The following is an 18,852-nucleotide window of genomic DNA, read 5'->3' on the forward strand; positions in this document are numbered from 1 at the left end:
GCGTGCCTCACTCTCCTTCTCAAAAGGCAGTTTTCAGCCACGTTTCTGAAAAAATGGTATCTTGATGCAGAACACGACAGCCATTGGTTACGGGAATAGGGAGATGCACTCGCGTATTTGGAGAGTTGAGCCTTGCGCCGAGGATCAACCAAGGGCTGCGGTACAACCAGCGATATGTGACGTCGGTTGCCACCGGCCAGAAAAGACCCGCATACCGTGCAGCGGCCTTGCGCTTATTGTTCATTTACCGAACGAACTCACGCAATTGAACCGAGTTCAGCCAGTTCCGCCAATCCGGCAGCAGGGTTAGAGCCAGGTTAAAATAGCTTGAATGACCTGCTGTTGACGTAGAATTGGGCAACTCGGCCGGTCGGCAAACGCTACACTGGCTTCATGCATGTCCGCCTGATTCTGGTCGCCATCATCAGTTCGGCCGTCATTGCCGCGGCGACCCCGGCCGATGCCCAGGACAAGGGCAGCGTCGAGCCAAAGGCCCTGCCGCCATTGGCGCATCCGGACGATCCGAATACGCCGGCCAAGGAGCTGTTCGCTCGCAGGATCCTGCCGTCGGCGCAACCGACCAAGGTGATTGGAACCTACAATCGCGGCTGCATCGCCGGCGCCGAGCGAATGCCGATCAATGGCGAGGGCTGGCAGGTGATGCGGCTGTCGCGCAACCGCAATTTCGGCCATCCCAACCTGATCGCGCTGCTGAAGCGGCTGGCGACCCGCGCGCACAAGGATGCTGGCTGGCCCGGCATCCTGGTCGGCGATATCGGCCAGCCGCGCGGCGGTCCGGCGCTGAGCGGCCATGCCAGCCATCAGATCGGGCTCGACGCCGACATCTGGCTGACGCCGATGCCCGACCACAGGCTGTCGCGCAACGAGCGCGAGGAGATGTCGGCGGTCATGATGGTTCGGCCCGATCGCCTCGATGTCGATCCGCGCGTGTTCACGAAGGGCCACCTCGCCGTGATCCGGGCCGCCGCCCAGGAGCCGTCGGTGCAGCGCATCTTCGTCAACGCCGCGATCAAGAAGGCGCTGTGCCGGGACGCCAGGGGCGACCGCAGCTGGCTCACCAAGGTGCGGCCGTGGTGGGGACACGACTATCACTTCCACATCCGCATGGTGTGCCCGCCGGGCAACCCGGACTGCCACGGCCAGACCAACCAGGAGGGCGGCGATGGCTGCGGCGACCTCGACTATTGGTTCTCGGACGCGGTGCTGCATCCGCTGCCGCCGAAAGAGCCACCCAAGCCGCCGCAACCGATTACGATGGCGCAACTGCCGCCTGGCTGCCGAGCGGTGCTGCATGCGCCGGACGCCAAGAATTGATTCAGCGACGGCTGACGCGGCGCAGGAATCGCAGTAAGGCTGAATCGCAGTAAGGCTGGATTGCGTTAGAATGACATCGTTCGCGCCGTGAGCGCGACGATCGAAGGGGATGACGGTCCCTCCACCTCCTGTTATCGCGGTATCGAAATGCCGCGCGCCGCTGCGCGGCGCAACAGTCGCGAGTCCGTCATGATCCTGATCCGTCCCGCCACGACTGCCTTCCTCCTCACGCTGGCCGCGAGCTCGGCTGCGGTTGCCGCCGAACCGAGCGGCTGCGACAAATTCAAATGGGACATCGCGCGCGAGCGTGCCGCTCTGACCGCGGCCAACCGCGAGAAGCTGGTATCGGGCGCCGAGATCGCCGCCATCCCGGCCACCGGCATGGTGCTGGAGCTGCGTCCGACGGCCGAGGCCAGGCTGGCGATGCCACCGGAACGCGCGCCCAAGGACGGCACCTTCGCCGGCCTCACGCGGATCACCGCAGCGCCCAAGGCCGGCGTGTACACGATCAGCCTGTCGGCCGCGGCCTGGATCGACGTCGTGCAGGACGGCAAGATCCTCAAACCCGCTGGCTTCAGCGGCGCCACCGATTGCGACGGCATCCGCAAGACCCTGAAGTACGAGCTGGAACCGCATCCCCTGGTGTTGCAGGTCAGCGGCGCGCCGGACAATGCGATTTCGATCGCGGTCCTGCCCGCGGCAGAGTGACGCTCACACTCCCGCAACCGACGACCAGACTTCGGCCAGTCTGCGCTTCATCCGCTCTTTGCGCGTCAGCACCGGCACCTCTTCTTCGTCCTCCGGCAGGCGCAGGCCGACCACGTTGACGCGGCCGCCGGAGATCGAGCGGGCGACCAGCACGATGGTGTCGAGCGCCACGGTCGCGCCTTCCTTCGGCGCGTTGTCGAGGTGGATGTCGAAATAGTCGGCCAGCGTCAGCTTGTCCTCGCCCTCGCCGAGCTTGACGCCATAGATGCCGGCGACCTCGTCGAGCGTATGCTCGGCCGAGACCATGAAGTCGCCGAGCAGATGCGGGTCGGGCGCCGCCGACGGCGGCATGTCGACGAAGAAGCGGTCGAGCGACTCGGCCTTTTCCGGCGGCGCCAGCAGATAGAGGTAGTCACCCGGCGCGATCGGCTCGGCCTCGGGCGGCGACAGGATCTGCTGGTTGCGGATCACCAGGGTCGGCTTCGACCAGGACGGGATCAGGCCGCGGCGGAAGTACAGGCTCTTGGAGCGGATCGAATAGCCGACCAATTGCTGCTCGAGCTGGCCGGGCAGATCGAGCTCGATGCGGCGCGGGCCGCGATCGGTGCGCGGCAGCGCCACGTGCAGCTTGCGCGCGGCAATGCCGAGCGTCCAGCCCTGCGCCAGCAGCGAGATGATCACCACCACGAACGCGACGTCGAAATAGAGATAGGCGTTGGACAGGCCGACCAGCAGCGGGATCGAGGCCAGGAAGATCGCGACCGCGCCGCGCAGGCCGGTCCAGGCGATGAACGCCTTCTCCCGCCAGTTGAACCGGAACGGATAGAGGCAGAGAAACACCGCGACGGGTCGCGCCACCAGCATCAGCATCAGCGCGACGGCAATCGCCGGCAGCAGGCTGTCGAGCAGCCGCTGCGGCGACACCAGCAGCCCAAGCAGCACGAACATCACGATCTGGGCAAGCCAGGTCGCGGCATCGAGGAAGGTGACGACAGAGTTGTGCGCCCGCGTCGGCCGGTTGCCGACGATCAGGCCGGCGAGATAGACCGCGAGGAAGCCGGAGCCGTGCGCGATCTGCGCCATGCCGAAGATGACCAGCGCGGCGGTGGTCACGAACGGCGCGTGCAGGCCCTGCGGCAGCGAGACCCGGTTGAGGCCGATGACGACGAGGCGGCCGCCAACGATGCCGAACAGCGTGCCCAGCACGGCCTCGCGGACCAGCTCGAACACGAAATGTCCGATGCTGCCGTGACCGACCGAGATCAGCTCGACCAGCATCAGGGTGAGGAACACCGCGAACGGATCGTTGCTGCCGGACTCCGCCTCCAGCGTGGCGCCGACGCGCGGGCGCAGCCGCAGGCCCTGGGCGTGGACCAGCAGGAACACGGCCGCCGCATCCGTCGAGGCGATGACGGCGCCGACCAGCGTCGCCTCGGTCCAGCCGAGGTCGAGGGCATATTTCGCCACCGGTGCGGTGATGAAGGCGGTCATCAGCACGCCGACGGTCGCAAGCACCATCGAGGGCGCCAGCACGGTGCGGATGCTCTGGAAACGCGTGCGCAGGCCGCCGTCGAACAGGATCAGCGCCAGCGCGACGGAGCCCACCAGATAGGTGGTACGGACGTCCTGAAACTCGATATGACCAGGGCCTGAATCGCCCGCCAGCATGCCGATCACCAGGAACACCAGCAGCAGCGGTGCGCCGAAGCGCAGCGCCAGCAGGCTCGACAGGATGCCGGCCATGACGAGGACCGCACCGAGGAGGATCGCAATGCTGACGGCGTCGAGGGATGTCATGAAAAAACGTTGATGAATCCGAGTTTTACATCCTTATCGTCGCCACACTTGCACGCCAACCGGATTTGCTCTTATCGCGGCGATATGCCCATTTTTCCATCCTTGCCCGCGTTCGGGGTATATTTCGCGGCAATCGCCCGTGACGAAAACGAACTAAATCCCGCTGATCCGGCCAACCCGCGCCCCTGTTCCCCTCCGAGACCCCGCTGATGGACCTCGACCTGAAAGACGTTCTCGAATTCCTGCAGACCGTTGGCCGCTCGATCGGCGCCGAGGTCACTTCGCCGTGGTTCTATCTTCAACTCGGGCTGGTGCTGAGCGGCGCCGGCATCGCCTTTGCCGCCAGCGCCGCCGTGCGCGCCCGCATCGACATGACCTCGCTGGCGATGGGCTGGCCGGGCCCGCTGCGGCAGCTGCTGCGGGTGCTGCTGGAGAGCGTCACCACGGTCGTGTTCGTGATCCTGATGCGGATCGCCCGCACCGGCATGTTGCTGTGGACCTGGCCGAGCCGCAGCTACCTGCTCGCCGTCGCGCTCAAGCTGGCGCTGGCCTGGCTGGTGATCCGGCTGATCACTTCGGTGATCCGCAGCACCTTCATCGTGCAGATCGTGTCGATCTCGGCCTGGCTGGTCGCGGCGCTCAGCATCATCGGCCAGCTCGACAATGTGGTCGACGCGCTCGATTCCATCTCGGTCGTGCTCGGCGGGCTCAGGTTGACGCCGCTGCTGGTGATCAAGCTCGGCGTGCTGCTGCTCGCGGTGCTGTGGCTGACCAACGTCGCCAGCAATTTCGTCGAGAGCCGTATCACGCGTTCGACCGACCTGACACCGTCGATCCAGGTGCTCCTGATCAAGATGGTCCGCATGGGCCTGATGATCCTCGGCGTTGCGATTGCGATCAGTGCGGTCGGCATCAACCTGTCGGCGCTCGCGATCTTCTCCGGCGCCGCCGGTGTCGGTATCGGCCTCGGCCTGCAGCGCATCGTCGCCAATTTCGTCGCGGGCATCATCCTGCTGGCTGACAAATCGGTGAAGCCGGGCGATCTCGTCACCATCGGCGACAGCTCGGGGCGCATCAGCGCGATGAACACGCGCTACATCTCTGTCGCCGCCGGCGACGGCCGCGAGTTCCTGATCCCGAACGAGGATCTCGTCACCCAGAAGGTGACCAACTGGACCTACACCGACAAGAACACGCTGGTGAAGGTCAATTTCGGCACCAACTACGACGCCGATCCCCGCGTCGTCTGCAAGCTCGCCACCGAGATCGCGGCCGAGACGCCGCGCACCTTGAAATCGAAGGCGCCGAACTGCCTGCTGACCGAGTTCACCGAGGCCGGCATGAAGTTCTCGCTGACCACATGGATCGCCGATCCCAGCTACATGGACAGCGTCAAGAGCGAGGTGATGCTGGCGCTGTGGGAGGCCTTCAAGCGCGAGGGCATCAGGGTGCCGTATCCGGTGCGAGAGCTTCGCGTTCGCGGTGGTGCCCTGCCGGTGGAGACCACGCTGGAAGTGCCGGCCGGCTAGGCGGCAGGTCCGGCCGCGCACACCCGGCTTGCACCGGCCGGCACGATCATTAAATTAGGCGATCACCCCGCGACACCCCTGAGAACGAAACAGGCCCATGAACTATATCGAAGCGACCGACGCCGCTGCGCGCAAGAACGGCCAGATCAAGCTGCACGGCCCGAGCGGCTTTGCCGGCATGCGCAAGGCCGGCGCGCTGGTGTCGAAGTGCCTCGATGCGCTCACCGACATCGTCAAGCCGGGCGTGCCGACCTCGCGAATCGACGATTTCGTCCGTGACTTCGCCTTCAGCCATGGCGCCTATCCGGCGACGCTGATGTATCGGGGCTATCGCTACTCGACCTGCACGTCGATCAACCACGTGGTCTGCCACGGCATGCCGAACGACCGGCCGCTGAAGGAAGGCGACATCATCAATGTCGACGTCACCTTCATCGTCGACGGCTGGTACGGCGATTCGAGCCGCATGTATGCGATCGGGCCGATCGCGCGCAAGGCCGAGCGGCTGATCGAGGTGACCTACGAATCGATGATGCGCGGCATCGCCGCGGTGAAGCCCGGCGCCACCACCGGCGATATCGGCCATGCGATCCAGAGCTTCGTCGAGCCGCAGGGCATGAGCGTGGTGCGCGACTTCTGCGGCCACGGCCTCGGCCGGCTGTTCCACGACGAGCCGAACATCATCCATGTCGGCCGTCCCGGCGAGGGCGTGCTGCTCAAGCCCGGCATGTTCTTCACCATCGAGCCGATGATCAATCTCGGCAAGCCGCATGTGAAGATCCTGTCCGACGGCTGGACCGCCGTCACGCGCGACCGCTCGCTGTCGGCACAGTTCGAGCACTCGGTCGGCGTCACCAATGACGGCGTCGAGATCTTCACGCTCTCGGAGCGCCATGGCGAGAAGCCGCTGACGCAGGTGTGAGCGGGTTGCCTGGCCCAATGGCCGTCGGGCGTCCGATTGTTGCCATGCCGGGCTGATCGACTGCCGCTTCCATCGCATGCGAGCGCGGGAGGCTGCTCTGACCAACGCAACACGCCGTGGCGTCCTCGGCCTGCTCTCGGCGGGCGCAGCGCTGCTGACGCCGCCGGCCCGCGCAGCGTCGGAGACGGCTCCTGCATCGGCGAATGCCGACGAGGCCTGCATCCTGACGCCGCAGTCGGAATCGGGGCCCTATTATCTCGATCCCAAGCTGGTGCGCGCCGAGATCGCCGAGGACCGGCCGGGCGTGCCGCTCAGGCTGCGTCTTCGCATCATCGAGGCCGGCACCTGCGCGCCGGTACCAGGCGCGCGCGTCGACATCTGGCACTGCGACGCCCGCGGCATCTATTCGGGCTATCCCGGCCAGAGCGACACCCACAAGCTCGACCAGAGCGGCAAGACGTATCTGCGCGGCACGCAGATGGCCGATGCCGCCGGCTGGGCCGGCTTCAGGACGATTTATCCCGGCTGGTATGCCGGCCGCGCCACCCACATCCACTTCAGGGTGTTTGTCGACGAGACCACGGTGCTGACCGGACAGACGTTCTTTCCCGAGGCGCTGAACGAGTTCATCTACACCAACGTGCCCGACTACACCGGACGGCCGAAGCAGCGGCTCGTCATCAATGCCAATGACCGCGTCGCGACCGAAGCCGATCCCGAACACCGCGCGCATTGCGCGGTGAAGGAGGAGCGCGACGATTATCTCGCGACCCTGACGCTCGCCGTGAGCCGCAACCCGGCCGCCGCGGTCGAGATGCCCACCGGAAAGCTGCCGCCGGCGCCATGGATCAAGGACCGGCTCGCGGCGCTGGTGCCCGGGCTCAAGCGCAGCCCGTTCTGATCATTTCGGCTCGGTGAACTGATAGGCCAAAGCGGCGAGCGGCAGCGCCGTGCCGAGCGCGGCGGCGGCTGTCCAGCCGCCATGGGCGTATGCCCAGGCACCGAGGCCGGAGCCGGCGGCGCCGGCGACGAAGAAGGTGGTCATATAGAGTCCGTTCAGCCGGCTGCGCTGGCCGGGGCCGAGCACGAACAGCACGCGATAGCCGAGGATCAGGCTGAGCTGCGCGCCGCAATCGATCGCGATGGCGGCGATCACCAAAGTCGCCAGCGACCAAGGGGTTCCGAGCGGTGCCGCCAATGTCAGCGCGAAGCCGAGCGCGCACATCAGCATCGAGGCAATCGTCGCCGGCCGGGTCCAGCCGCGGTCGGCGATGCGGCCCGCGACCGGCGCCATGATCGCGCCGGCGACGCCGGCCAGCGCGAACAGCGCGATGCCGGTCTGCGACATCCGGAAATCGGGCCCGGCCAGCAGCAGCGGGGACGTGGTCCAGAACACGCTGAAGCCGCCGAACAGCGCGGCCTGGTACAGCGCACGGCGGCGCAGCGCCGGCGTGTCGCGATAGAGCTCGACCATCGAGCCGAGCAGCTGGCCGTAGCTCAGCCGCGCCTGCGGCTCGCGCGGCGGCAGCGCTAGGCGCAGCACGACGGCCAGGATCAGCATGGCGAGCGCCGAGGCGGCATAGATGACGTGCCAGGACGCATGCGCCGCGACGAAGCTCGCCAGCGGCCGCGCCAGCATGATGCCGAGCATCAGGCCGGTGGTGACGTTGCCGACGGTGCGGCCGCGGATCGCCTCCGGCGCCATGTGCCCGGCATAGGGGATCAGGATCTGCACCGCGACCGAGCCGAAGCCGATCAGCAGCGCCGAGAGCAGGAACGTCGACGGGCTCGTCGCCAGCGCCGCGCAGCCGAGCGCGGCCGCGCCGACGATGATGGTCGTGATGACGAGCTTGCGGTTCTCGATGAGATCGCCGAGCGGCACCACGAACAACAGACCCGCGCCGTAGCCGATCTGGCTCATCGTCACCAGCAGTCCCGCGAGCTGCGGCCGCAGCCCGAGGTCGGCGCTGATCGGCCCGATCAGCGGCTGCGCGTAATAGATGTTGGCGACGATCAGCCCGCAGGAAAAGGCCAATAGCAGCGTGATCCAGGCCGACAGCGAGTCGCCGGAATCGGACGTGATGGTGGTCAACGTGGATCTCTCTCGGGGAGGAACGGCAGGCCATAGGGCCCGATGAGAACGGAGGCTGTCGATCTGCGATTTTGCATCGCAGCATTCAAGCCCGACATAGGTGCTGAGGTCCCCCGCTCCAATTCACGTCTGCGTGGGCGCTGCATCGAGCAAGTCCGCAATCAAAGGCGAGCGCGCTCGACGAGGCCCTGGCGACGTCGAGCCCGCGCCGGCTACTGCGCGCCGTGCGCCTCCGTCTCGGTCTCCGCGGTCCGCCGGCCGCCGATCAGCCGCGGCAGCAGCATCGGCACCTGCCGGCGGTAGCGCTGGTAGGTGTCACCGAACTGGGCGACCAGATCGCGCTCCTCGAGCTGCAGCCCGACCAGGATGTAGGCCGTGCTGAGGGCGGCGAATAGCAGGTGGCCGACCGACATCTCCGGCGTGGCCCAGAAGGCGAGCAGGAAGCCCAGCATCAGCGGGTGGCGCACCAGCCGATACAGCAGCGGCGTTCTGAAAGGCTGCGCTGTCCCGGCGCTGCCGCGGAGGGCGAGCACGGCCTGGCGCAGGCCGAACAGGTCGAAATGATCGATCATGTAGGTCGAGGACAGCGCGATGATCCAGCCGAGCCAGTGGAGGCCGGTCAGCACGCCCGCGGCGGCACCCTCGACGTGCCAGACCGGATTCGGGATCGGACGCCATTGCCAGAACAGCAGCAGCAGGATCAGGCTGGACAGCAGCACATAGGTGCTGCGCTCGGCGGCGGCCGGAATGATGCGCGTCAATGCGCGCTTGAAGGCCGGCCGCGCCATCACGCTGTGCTGGATCGCGAACAGCGCGAGCAGCAGCACGTCGACGACGACGGCCTCGGTCACGGCGCTGGACACGCCGACGTCGATCGACTTGGCCGTGAGATAGTTGTAATTGCCGACGAAACCGACCGCCCATACGAACGACCCAAGAAAGACGGCATAGCTCGTGATGGCGTAGAGCATGATGAGGAGGCGTCCGGACATGAATGTTTCCTTGTTGCATCGAGGACGGCATGGCCGTGATCGAGACGCCCGATCCTGGGATCGGTCACGTCTCGTGCGAGCCTGAGCCCTTACCAATCGACCGTCCCCCGAGCGTCCCCCGGACGCAGCCATGCAGGTCGCATCCCGATGGTTCAGTTCCGCGTCCGGACATTTGGCTTCCCCGAGCTGCATCGCGACGGTCAGCCATGCCCGCTGGCGCTGCGCAAGGGCCTCGCCCTGCTGGTCTATCTGGCGGAAGCCAAAGGCCCCGTCGCGCGGGACGTGCTGGCGACGATGCTCTGGCCCGAGAGTTCGGAAGAGGTGGCGCGCGCAAGGCTGCGCCGCCTGCTGCACCGGCTCCAGCTCACGCTCGGCGACGGCTGCCTCACCATCGATCGCGCGACGGTTCGATGGGCCGCCGCGGTCGAGCTGGAGGTCGACTCGGGGTTGTTCGAAACGGCCTGCGACCGCGGCGAATTCGAGCTGGCCTGCCGCCTCTATTCCGGCGACTTCCTGGACGGCTTCACGCCCGGCGACTGTCCGCAGTTCGAGGAATGGGCGTTCTTCCGGCGTGAAGCCCTGCGCGGCCGGGCAGTCCAGGCGCTGGAGCGCGTGGTGCAGGACCGAAGCGCGGCCGGTGATCATGGCGCCGCCACGGTCCATGCCGCACGCCTCGTCGCGTTCGATCCGCTCAGCGAGGTCTATGGCCGCGCCCTGATCCGCAGCCTGCTGCTGGCCGGCGACCGCGCCGCCGCCGAGCGCCATCTCGGCGCCCTGACACAGCGGCTGCGCGACGAGCTCGGCGTGCCCCCCGAGGCGGAGACGCTGGCGCTGCTGGCGCAGGGCGTCGCGGCCCACGGCGAAAGCGCGCCGCCGACGCGCTATGTCCTCGGCGACGGCGTTCATCTCGCCTATCAGACCTACGGCGCCGGTCCGCTGGACATTCTGCTGCTGCCCGGCTTCGTCTCGCATGTCGAACGAATCTGGGAGGAGCCGCGCTGCCGGGCCTTGCTGTCCGCGCTCGCCAGAATCGGCCGTCTGATCCTGTTCGACCGCCGCGGCATCGGGCTCTCCGACCGGGTCGGTTTCAGCCCGAGCGTCGAAGCGACCGCGCGCGACATCGCGACCGTGCTCGACGCCGCCGGCAGCCGGCGCACGGTGCTGCTCGGCGCCTCCGAAGGCGGACCGGCCTGCATCACCTTCGCGGCCGACCATCCCGAACGTGTCGCCGGGCTGATCCTGTTCGCCTCGCTCGCCAAGGGCAGCGCTGCGGCCGACTATCCGCATGCGCTGCAGGCCGGCCAGTACGGCATCTGGCTGCGGCAGCTCGTGGCCGGATGGGGCGGACCGGCCGGCATCGAGACGTTCGCGCCGAGCCTGGCCGGCGATCCCCAGGCGCGCGCCTGGTGGGCCGGACTGCTTCGCGCAGCATCCAGCCCCGGCGCCATCAAGGGCCTGCTCGAAGCCTTCAGCGATATGGACGTGCGCCACCTGCTCGCACGGATATCCGCACCGACCCTGGTGCTGCACCGTCGCCACGATCGCGCGGTGGTCGTCGGGGCCGGGCGGCATCTCGCCGGCCAGATCCGCCACGCACGTTTCGTCGAGCTCGACGGCGCCGACCATTGGATGTTCGCCGGCGACCAGAGGCCCGTCCTCGCCAGCATCGAAGCCTTCCTCCGCGGTCTGCCATTGTAAGCAGGATCGCCGGACTGGCAAAATGGACGTCGTCCGGTGCCCCAGGAGGACTCGATCGCCATGGCCGAGGATGCAGCATTCCATCGCGAGCAGACCCAGGTCGCCGCCGGCGTGGCCGCAGCCGCGCTGATCGCGATCGCGGCCATCGGCGTCGCGCTGTGGCGAGGCGACGGCCCTGCGGAGCCCGCCGCAGAGCGCCTCGCCATCGCGCTGCGGCCCGATCTGTTCGTGATCGTCTGGCTGCTCGCCGCGATCGGCAATGTCGCCCGGCTGCGCTTCTTCTCGGCCCAGGACATCGCCGGCAGCGCGACCACGGTCGCGAGCGATGCGGTCCGCAGGGGAAATGCGATCCTGCAGAACACGCTGGAGCAGGCCGCGCTCGCGGTCACGGTGCATCTCGGCCTGGCGGCGACGCTGCCTCATCCCGCGCCCCTGCTGCTCACGCTCGTGATCCTGTTCGGCCTCGGGCGGCTGCTGTTCTGGCTCGGCTATGCCAGGGGCGCGGCGGGCCGCGCCTTCGGCTTTGCGCTCACCTTCTATCCCACAGCGTTTTCGCTCATCGTCGGCCTCGCCGTCGTGCTGACGGGACGCGCGGCCTAGCAAGGCGCGCCCCATGGCGCGCGAGCACTTCGAGGTTGCAAAAATGCGGCATCACGGCATGCTGACGCCGATGCCCGAGAAAGCCCCTCCTTCCAACGATACGCCGCCGGACACGCCGCACTATCACGGCCACCGGCAGCGGCTGCGCGAGCGCTTTCACAGCGCCGGCCCCGACGCGCTCAACGACTACGAGCTGCTGGAGATGGTGCTGTTCGCCGCGCTGCCGCGGCGCGACGTCAAGCCGCTGGCGAAGGCGCTGCTGAAAACGTTCGGATCGTTCGCCGAGGTGATCCACGCGCCGGAGCCGCGGCTGCGCGAGATCGACGGCGTCGGCGACGCCTCGATCACCCAGCTCAAGCTGATCGCCGCCGCCGCGCACCGCATCGCCAGGGGCGAGGTGCGGCAGAAGCACGCGCTGGCGTCCTGGCAGGACGTCATCACCTATTGCCGCACCAGCATGGCGTTCGCCGACAAGGAGCAGTTCAGGCTGTTGTTTCTCGACAAGCGCAATCAGCTGATCGCCGACGAGGTGCAGCAGACCGGCACCGTCGATCATACGCCGGTCTATCCACGCGAGGTGATCAAGCGGGCGCTCGAATTGTCGGCCACCGCGATCATCCTGGTGCACAACCATCCCTCGGGCGATCCGACGCCGTCACAGGCCGACATCCGGATGACCAAGACGATCGTGGAGATCGCCAAGCCGCTGGGAATCACGGTTCACGACCACATCATCGTCGGCAAGAACGGCCACACCAGCCTGAAGAGCATCGGGGTGATGTGAAGGCTACGCGGATGCGATGACCTCCTGCCCGACGGCGGCGCAGCTCCGAGCGGCATTTGCGATGCCTCGTACGGCGAAGGCGGCTCAGGTTATGTCAGCGCACCCGCGTCCTCGAGCGCCGGCAGGTCGTGCACGATGATGCTGCCCTCGCTGATCGTCAGCATGCCACGATCGCGAAACTGCGCCAGGATGCGGCTGACGTGAACGGTGGTAAGGCCGACCGTGTCGGCGATGTGCTGCTGGCGCAGCGGCAGCGAATATCTTCGAGATTGATCGAGCCGGCCCGCGTTAGCCCGTCTCATCAGGCTGAGAATGAGAAAGGCGATCCGGCCTTCGGCGGGGCGCTGTCCCAGAACGCTCGCGAGCTCATACGCGTCCGACCTCTCCTGCAAGAGCAGCTCGAACCCGAGCGCCACCAGGGAGGGATCAGTCAGGCACTTCCTGCGCAAGGCGCCGGCGTGGAAAGCGCAAACTTGGACATCCGAGAGCGACTTGACGGAAAAATCCGCACGCGACGGCACGTTCGAGAAGATCATCCGGACGGACGCAAAATCTCCCGTGAACAGGAACTTCACGATCTGCCGCCTGCCGTCGCTGAACGGCAGATAGCGGAACGCCCATCCACTGCAGAGGACGATGATGTCCGAGTCGGTTCCTACGGGATGGCCGGCCGCGACCGTGAAGAAGCGTTGATCCAGCTCCTTGAAAGCCGCTCGATCGCCGCACGACGCAAAGATAGCTCCGCAAAATCCCTTGTCGCTGGCAGGACAAGAGGCACATCTCGTCGGCGGTCCGATGTCCTGTCTCCCCATCAGGGGCGCTTCTCTGTGCGCATCACGGCAGCATTAAATCAGGAACGATCCCGAGCACAAGTGCATAACATTCGTTAAACGCCGAAGCGCAAATCTTAAGAAGATTTCGCCACTTTCGTCGATGTTAGCTGGCTCGCGAACGACGCGAATCTCCCCTGCTAAGAGCCGAGATGCTGTCGGCTGAATTAGTTCAGTGTGCCGGAAGGTTCGACGGCAGGTCGTTCGTTCGAGCCGTCCCCTTCTCTGCCGCCGGTAGATGCGTACAGCTAACAACCCGCAAATACCATCATCGAATTCGCTCCCATCTGGAAGGACTCCGCTCGATGTTCGCTCGCAAGACCGCTGGAGGCGCAGAGGCTCAACTCGCTGCCATCAGCCGCTCCCAAGCCATGATCGAATTCGACATGGACGGCACTATCCGAACGGCGAACAAGAACTTTCTCGACGCACTTGGCTACCGTCTCGAGGAGATTCAGGGCAAGCATCATTCGATGTTCGTGCCCGCGGATCAGCGCGAGAGCGCGGACTATCGCGCGTTCTGGGCCGCGTTGAACAAGGGAGACTTCCAGGCTGCGGAATTCAAGCGGATCGGCAAGGGCGGCCGCGAGGTTTGGATCGAAGCCTCGTACAATCCGGTTCTCGACGCCAAGGGCAAGCCCTGCAAGATCGTCAAGATCGCCATCGACATCACGGCCAAGAAGATCGCCCACCTCAAGGACAGTGGCAAGATCGCCGCGCTCGACCGCTCTCAGGCCGTGATCGAGTTCAACATGGACGGCACGGTCACCACGGCCAACGAAAACTTCCTGAAAGTCATGGGTTATGAGTTACGGGAAATCCAGGGCAAGCACCACAGCATGTTCGTCGAGCCCGCCGAGCGCGACAGCGCGGCCTATCGCGACTTCTGGGCCAAGCTCAATCGCGGCGAATACCAGGCGGCCGAGTACAAACGGCTCGGCAAGAACGGCAAGGAGGTCTGGATTCTCGCGTCCTACAATCCGATCCTCGACGAGCGGGGCAAGCCGTTCGCGGTGGTCAAGTTCGCGACTGACGTCACGGCCGCAAAGCTGAAGACCGCCGATCTGGCCGGCCAGATTGCGGCGATCGGAAAGTCGCAGGCGGTGATCGAGTTCAACATGGACGGCACGGTGATCACGGCGAACGACAATTTCCTGGCCGCGCTCGGCTATACACTCGGCGAAATCAGCGGCAAGCACCACAGCATGTTCGTCGAGCCAATCGAGCGCGACGGCGCCGGCTATCGCGACTTCTGGGCCAAGCTCAACCGAGGCGAATATCAGGCCGGCGAATACAAGCGGATCGGAAAGGGCGGCAGGGAGGTCTACATCCAGGCGTCGTACAATCCGATCCTCGATCTGAACGGCAGGCCGTTCAAGGTCGTCAAATACGCGACCGACGTCACGAAGCAGGTTCTGGTGCGAATGGGCAACGAGCGCGTGCGCGGCATGATGGAATCGGTTGCGGCCGGCGCCGAGGAGCTCAACGCCTCCGTGCGCGAGATCTCCGAGGCCATGACCAAGTCGCGGGAAACCGCGATGGGCGCAGTCGATCGCGTCGGGGCGGCGGACACCCAGGCGCAGCATCTCTCCGCCGCGACGCAAGCGATGAGCGGCATCGTCGAGATGATCGACAACATCACCGGGCAGATCAATCTGCTGGCACTGAACGCGACGATCGAATCCGCCCGCGCCGGCGAGGCCGGACGCGGCTTCGCCGTCGTGGCCTCCGAGGTGAAGAGCCTCGCCAATCAGGCCAAGCACGCCACCGACAAGATCGGGCAGGAGATCGAAGGTCTCAACAACATCTCGGGCGAGGTGGTGCTGGCGCTCGGCGAGATCAAGCAGGCCATTCACAATGTGAGCGAGTATGTGACCTCGACGGCGGCAGCCGTCGAGGAGCAGAGCACGGTGACGACCGAGATGTCGAACAGCATGCAGCGCGCGGCGAGCGAAGCCGCCAAGATCGCCGCGGGATAGACGAGCGGGATAGACGAAACGTCGGGCCGGTTTGAACCGGCCGTCTTCCCGCGCCGGCTAATGCTGGCGAAGCGTGGAGAGGAACGACGGATGCGCGCGGCCTTCATCGGACTGATCCTGGGCGTCCTGCCCCTCACGGCGGCCGCCGCCTACGACGCCAACGATCCCGCCAATTGCAATGGCGTCGGCTGGGATGATGCGCGGCCGCTCGTCGTGGCCAAAGTGAGCGGCCAGCCGCGGGTGAACTTCGTCAAGAGCCCCTATGACGACGACTTCAAGGCCGCCAGCTGTCCCGCTGCGACCGACGCCTGCCGGAAGAAGGCTTACCTCGTCCGCGACGACCTCGTGCTGGTCGACAGGACCCGCGGCGCTTTCGCCTGCGTCAGCTACCAGCAGCCGCATGCGAAGGCACAGATCTGGACCACCGGCTGGTTGCCGCGCGCTGCCCTCACCGCCGTCGAGCCGATGGCCGCGCCGACGACAGCCGACTGGACCGGAAGCTGGGAGCACCCTGGAGGGGGGCTGACGATCAGGAAAGAGGCCGGCAACCGGCTCCGGATCGAAGGCGATCAGGTGCTGCCGGCCGGGCGCGAGTTGCGCAACGGATCGCTCGGCGCCACGGCAGAGCCGAAGGGCGGCCTCATTGCCTTTGTCGACGACGGCAGCACGCCGTTCGAGCGGCCGAATGCCGGCGACGAGTGCCGCGTGCGCCTGCAGCGAATCGGCGCGCTTCTGCTGGTCGAGGACAACAATGATTGCGGCGGCGCCGGCGTCAGCTTCACCGGACTCTATCATCGCAAATAGCCGCCGACGGCTTACGCCCAGCGGCGCGCCATCGCCACGCAGACGACGACGATTCCGGCTGCGGCAATCATCGTTGCCGACACCGGCTCATGCAGCAGCAGGCTCGCGAAACCGAGGCCAAGGAAGGGCTGCAGCAGTTGCAGTTGGCCCACCGTCGCAGTGCCGCCACGGGCGAGCCCGCGGTACCAGAAGGCGAAGCCGACGAACATGCTGAAGACGGAGACATAGGCGAGGCCCAGCCACGCCGCGGCCGTGATGTCACGGGATGCGGCGGGCAGCGTCAGCACCGCCATCAGCAGCATCAGCGGCGCGGACAACAGCAGCGCCCACGAGATCACCTGCCAGCCGCCGAGCCTGCGCGTGAGCATGGCGCCCTCGGCATAGCCCAGGCCGCAGACGATGATCGCGGCGATCATCGCGAGATCGCCGATCGGCGACGCGACGCCATCCTGCGACAGGGCGAAGCCCGAGACCGCCGCAGCCCCGAGCGCAGCGAACAGCCAGAACAAAGGCCGCGGCCGCTCGCCGCCGCGCAGCACGCCGAACAAGGCGGTCGACAGCGGCAGCAGACCGACGAACACGATCGCGTGGGCCGAGGTGATGTGCTGGAGCGCCAGAGCGGTGAGCAGCGGAAAACCGATGACGACACCGAGCGACACGACTGCCAGCGACACCAGATCGCGCCGGCCGGGGAGCGGCTGACGCAGCAGCATGAGACAAAGCGCGGCCAGCACGGCCGCGAGCGTCGCGCGTGCGCCCGTCAGGAACAGCGGCGAAAAACCCTCCAGTGCCGCCCGCGTCGCCGGCAGCGAGCCGCTGAAGATCGTCATGCCGACGATGCCGCTCCCCCAGCCTTCGATCGATCCCTTCATGCACGGCTCCTCCTCGCAGATCCCATAGCCCGACCAGGCTTGTTGCGGCAGCGACAGACCGATACAATTTCCACAATCTGTATTGGTGCAAAGGGCGACACACTTGGGAGAAGTGACGCGCGATTTCCGCCGGGGCGGCACGCGGACCATCGCCGTGGTCGATGCGATCCGGCAGCGCTTGGCGACGCGCGCGCTCAGCGCCGGCCAGCGTCTGCCCTCGATCCGCGCCTTCGCCGCGGCGATGGGGGTCTCGCCAGCCACCGTCGTCGAGGCCTATGACCGACTTGCCGCGGAAGGCGTGATCCGCGCCCGGCGCGGCTCCGGCTTCTATGTCGCCGATACGGCGCTGCCGCCGCTGGCCCTCGGCGATCGCGAGCCGCGCCGTCCGCGCGCGGTCGACCCGTTTTGGGTGTCGCGGCAGTCGCTCGACGCCGGGCCGGGAACGCTGACGCCCGGCTGCGGCTGGCTGCCGGCCGAGTGGATGCCGCAGGACGCGCTGCGGCGCGCGGTCCGCGCGCTGGCGCGCGGCGGCGGGCGGGTGCTGAGCGACTACGGCGCTGCACGCGGATCGGCGGCGCTACGGCGGTTGCTGCAGGGCCGCCTTGCCGCTATCGGCATCGACGCGTTCAGCGAGCAGTTGGTGCTGACCTCGTCCGGTACGCAGGCGATCGACCTGATCTGCCGCATGCTGCTGCGTCCCGGCGACGCCGTGCTGGTCGACGATCCCTGCTACTTCAACTTCCTCGCCCTGCTGCGCGCGCATCAGGCGCGGATCGTCAGCGTGCCGATGACGCCGGGCGGACCCGACATCGCCCGGTTCGAGGCAGTGCTCGCGGCCGAGCGCCCGAGGCTCTACATCACCAATTCCGGTCTGCACAATCCGACCGGGGCGACGCTGTCGCTGCAGACGGCGCACCGGCTGCTCAACGCCGCGTCAGCGCATGACACGATCATCGTCGAGGACGACATCTACGGCGATTTCGAACCCGCGCCGTCGCCGCGGCTCGCCGCGCTCGACGGGCTTGCGCGGGTGATCCTGGTCGGCAGCTTCTCCAAGACACTGTCGGCCTCGGTGCGCTGCGGCTACATCGCGGCGCGCGCGGACTGGATCGAGCCGCTGATCGACCTGCAGATCGCGACCGGCTTCGGCGGTCCCGGACAATTCGCCGCGGAGACGTTGACCCAGGTGCTGACCAGCGGCAGCTACCGCAAGCACGTCGAGGACCTGCGGGCACGGCTTGCGCGAGCGCGGCCGCGGGTGGCGGCACGGCTGCAGCGCATCGGTATCGCCCCATGGCTGATGCCACGCGGCGGCTTTCATCTGTGGTGCAGGTTGCCGGACGGCTGTACGGCGATCGAGGTGGCCCAGGCCGCGCTCGAGGAGCACGTGGTGCTCGCGCCCGGCGACGTCTTCAGCGCGGCGCAATCCGCCGCGACGATGATGCGCTTCAACGTCGCGCATTGCGAGGATCCGCGCGTCATCCAGGTGCTGGAGCGCGCAACCAAGTCGCCGGCCGCGCGTTCATCGCGCGGCCAAGCGGCCAATTCGGCCGACGGATAAGGCTTAGTAGCAGTAGCGCGGATGCGCGCGAACCCAGGAGCCGTCGCCGCGTTGCAGATAGCAGCCGTTGCGATAGGAATAATAACCGCCACGACGGCGCTCGCCGTCGGCCGCGATGGCAGCTCCGGTGCCGGCCCCGATCACCGCGCCGATCGCAGCACCACGGCCGCCGCCGATCGCGCCGCCCAGAATCGCGCCGCCGGCGCCGCCGAGGATGGCGCCACCCAGCGCGTCCTGCGCGGCAGCCTGATGCAGCGGCGCTGCGACCGAAAGCATGAGCAGCGCGGCAGCGCCAAGGCGGGTGGCGAAAGGAATCCCCAGACGTCGGATCATGAACAGGTCTCCGTTT

Annotated in this window: 17 protein-coding genes; 11 read left to right on the top strand and 6 right to left on the bottom strand. The window is 66.9% G+C overall.

The window, feature by feature from the left end:
- The first annotated feature begins 393 nt into the window (after positions 1–393).
- Both mepA and QX010_RS28880 read left to right on the top strand, forming a co-directional pair.
- Positions 394–1,335: a penicillin-insensitive murein endopeptidase gene (gene mepA, locus QX010_RS28875; protein WP_316183126.1), complete on the top strand. Its 942-nt coding sequence runs from the start codon at positions 394–396 to the stop codon at positions 1,333–1,335.
- 189 nt (positions 1,336–1,524) lie between these two features.
- Complete coding sequence (locus tag QX010_RS28880; protein ID WP_316183127.1) at positions 1,525–2,043, top strand: hypothetical protein; 519 nt, start codon at positions 1,525–1,527, stop codon at positions 2,041–2,043.
- A gap of 3 nt (positions 2,044–2,046) precedes the next feature.
- On the opposite strand, the gene QX010_RS28885 is transcribed toward QX010_RS28880, so the two are convergent.
- Positions 2,047–3,840, bottom strand: coding sequence for a potassium/proton antiporter (locus tag QX010_RS28885; protein WP_316183128.1), 1,794 nt, complete (start codon positions 3,838–3,840; stop codon positions 2,047–2,049).
- A gap of 209 nt (positions 3,841–4,049) precedes the next feature.
- On the opposite strand from QX010_RS28885, the gene QX010_RS28890 reads away from it, so the two are divergent.
- The 3 genes from QX010_RS28890 (at position 4,050) to QX010_RS28900 (ending at position 7,192) form a co-directional block, all read left to right on the top strand.
- Entirely contained in the window at positions 4,050–5,369 is a 1,320-nt protein-coding gene (locus QX010_RS28890; protein ID WP_316183129.1) for a mechanosensitive ion channel family protein, read from the top strand.
- A 97-nt stretch (positions 5,370–5,466) separates the two neighbouring features.
- A complete protein-coding gene (map, locus tag QX010_RS28895; protein WP_315800515.1) occupies positions 5,467–6,291 on the top strand; it encodes a type I methionyl aminopeptidase in 825 nt (274 codons plus the stop codon).
- A gap of 97 nt (positions 6,292–6,388) precedes the next feature.
- Positions 6,389–7,192, top strand: coding sequence for an intradiol ring-cleavage dioxygenase (locus QX010_RS28900; RefSeq protein WP_316183161.1), 804 nt, complete (start codon positions 6,389–6,391; stop codon positions 7,190–7,192).
- Here the strand turns inward: QX010_RS28900 and QX010_RS28905 are convergent, their stop codons facing one another.
- Together QX010_RS28905 and mddA are read right to left on the bottom strand one after the other, a co-directional pair.
- Positions 7,193–8,383: an MFS transporter gene (locus tag QX010_RS28905; protein ID WP_316183130.1), complete on the bottom strand. Its 1,191-nt coding sequence runs from the start codon at positions 8,381–8,383 to the stop codon at positions 7,193–7,195. It abuts the gene before it with no gap.
- A gap of 212 nt (positions 8,384–8,595) precedes the next feature.
- Entirely contained in the window at positions 8,596–9,375 is a 780-nt protein-coding gene (gene mddA, locus QX010_RS28910; protein ID WP_316183131.1) for a methanethiol S-methyltransferase, read from the bottom strand.
- Positions 9,376–9,522: 147 nt separating this feature from the next.
- On the opposite strand from mddA, the gene QX010_RS28915 reads away from it, so the two are divergent.
- The 3 genes from QX010_RS28915 to radC all read left to right on the top strand — a co-directional run bounded on the left by QX010_RS28915 (position 9,523) and on the right by radC (position 12,457).
- Positions 9,523–11,073 (top strand): alpha/beta fold hydrolase, encoded by a 1,551-nt coding sequence (locus QX010_RS28915; RefSeq protein WP_315800518.1) that lies wholly within the window; start codon positions 9,523–9,525, stop codon positions 11,071–11,073.
- 60 nt (positions 11,074–11,133) lie between these two features.
- On the top strand, positions 11,134–11,673 hold the full coding sequence (locus QX010_RS28920) for an MAPEG family protein (protein ID WP_316183132.1): 540 nt from the start codon (positions 11,134–11,136) through the stop codon (positions 11,671–11,673).
- Between the two features lie 70 nt (positions 11,674–11,743).
- Entirely contained in the window at positions 11,744–12,457 is a 714-nt protein-coding gene (gene radC, locus QX010_RS28925) for a RadC family protein (protein WP_315800904.1), read from the top strand.
- Positions 12,458–12,546: 89 nt separating this feature from the next.
- Here the strand turns inward: radC and QX010_RS28930 are convergent, their stop codons facing one another.
- Positions 12,547–13,032, bottom strand: coding sequence for a Crp/Fnr family transcriptional regulator (locus QX010_RS28930; protein ID WP_316183133.1), 486 nt, complete (start codon positions 13,030–13,032; stop codon positions 12,547–12,549).
- Between the two features lie 560 nt (positions 13,033–13,592).
- Here QX010_RS28930 and QX010_RS28935 point away from each other — a divergent pair.
- Both QX010_RS28935 and QX010_RS28940 read left to right on the top strand, forming a co-directional pair.
- On the top strand, positions 13,593–15,266 hold the full coding sequence (locus QX010_RS28935; protein ID WP_315800905.1) for a PAS domain-containing methyl-accepting chemotaxis protein: 1,674 nt from the start codon (positions 13,593–13,595) through the stop codon (positions 15,264–15,266).
- Between the two features lie 90 nt (positions 15,267–15,356).
- Positions 15,357–16,070, top strand: coding sequence for a hypothetical protein (locus QX010_RS28940; protein WP_316183134.1), 714 nt, complete (start codon positions 15,357–15,359; stop codon positions 16,068–16,070).
- An 11-nt stretch (positions 16,071–16,081) separates the two neighbouring features.
- On the opposite strand, the gene QX010_RS28945 is transcribed toward QX010_RS28940, so the two are convergent.
- Positions 16,082–16,942: a DMT family transporter gene (locus QX010_RS28945; protein ID WP_316183135.1), complete on the bottom strand. Its 861-nt coding sequence runs from the start codon at positions 16,940–16,942 to the stop codon at positions 16,082–16,084.
- Between the two features lie 103 nt (positions 16,943–17,045).
- Between QX010_RS28945 and QX010_RS28950 the strand changes: the two genes are divergently transcribed.
- Positions 17,046–18,503 carry a PLP-dependent aminotransferase family protein gene (locus tag QX010_RS28950; RefSeq protein ID WP_316183136.1) on the top strand — a complete coding sequence of 486 codons (1,458 nt, stop codon included), beginning with the start codon at positions 17,046–17,048 and terminating at the stop codon, positions 18,501–18,503.
- A gap of 3 nt (positions 18,504–18,506) precedes the next feature.
- On the opposite strand, the gene QX010_RS28955 is transcribed toward QX010_RS28950, so the two are convergent.
- Positions 18,507–18,836: a hypothetical protein gene (locus QX010_RS28955; protein ID WP_316183137.1), complete on the bottom strand. Its 330-nt coding sequence runs from the start codon at positions 18,834–18,836 to the stop codon at positions 18,507–18,509.
- Between the last annotated feature and the right edge of the window lie 16 nt (positions 18,837–18,852).

Origin of the sequence: Bradyrhizobium sp. SZCCHNRI1009 (assembly GCF_032487575.1) — a bacterium.
In the GTDB taxonomy this organism is placed as follows: Bacteria; Pseudomonadota; Alphaproteobacteria; order Rhizobiales; family Xanthobacteraceae; genus Bradyrhizobium.

Excerpts from the sequence above, each read along its gene's own strand:
- QX010_RS28945 (WP_316183135.1), bottom strand. The coding sequence starts at position 16,942 with ATGAAGGGATCGATCGAAGGCTGGGGGAGCGGCATCGTCGGCATGACG.
- QX010_RS28955 (WP_316183137.1), bottom strand. The coding sequence starts at position 18,836 with ATGATCCGACGTCTGGGGATTCCTTTCGCCACCCGCCTTGGCGCTGCC.
- mddA (WP_316183131.1), bottom strand. The coding sequence starts at position 9,375 with ATGTCCGGACGCCTCCTCATCATGCTCTACGCCATCACGAGCTATGCC.
- QX010_RS28935 (WP_315800905.1), top strand. The coding sequence starts at position 13,593 with ATGTTCGCTCGCAAGACCGCTGGAGGCGCAGAGGCTCAACTCGCTGCC.
- radC (WP_315800904.1), top strand. The coding sequence starts at position 11,744 with ATGCCCGAGAAAGCCCCTCCTTCCAACGATACGCCGCCGGACACGCCG.
- QX010_RS28885 (WP_316183128.1), bottom strand. The coding sequence starts at position 3,840 with ATGACATCCCTCGACGCCGTCAGCATTGCGATCCTCCTCGGTGCGGTC.
- QX010_RS28940 (WP_316183134.1), top strand. The coding sequence starts at position 15,357 with ATGCGCGCGGCCTTCATCGGACTGATCCTGGGCGTCCTGCCCCTCACG.
- map (WP_315800515.1), top strand. The coding sequence starts at position 5,467 with ATGAACTATATCGAAGCGACCGACGCCGCTGCGCGCAAGAACGGCCAG.
- QX010_RS28920 (WP_316183132.1), top strand. The coding sequence starts at position 11,134 with ATGGCCGAGGATGCAGCATTCCATCGCGAGCAGACCCAGGTCGCCGCC.
- QX010_RS28880 (WP_316183127.1), top strand. The coding sequence starts at position 1,525 with ATGATCCTGATCCGTCCCGCCACGACTGCCTTCCTCCTCACGCTGGCC.
- QX010_RS28915 (WP_315800518.1), top strand. The coding sequence starts at position 9,523 with ATGGTTCAGTTCCGCGTCCGGACATTTGGCTTCCCCGAGCTGCATCGC.
- mepA (WP_316183126.1), top strand. The coding sequence starts at position 394 with ATGCATGTCCGCCTGATTCTGGTCGCCATCATCAGTTCGGCCGTCATT.
- QX010_RS28890 (WP_316183129.1), top strand. The coding sequence starts at position 4,050 with ATGGACCTCGACCTGAAAGACGTTCTCGAATTCCTGCAGACCGTTGGC.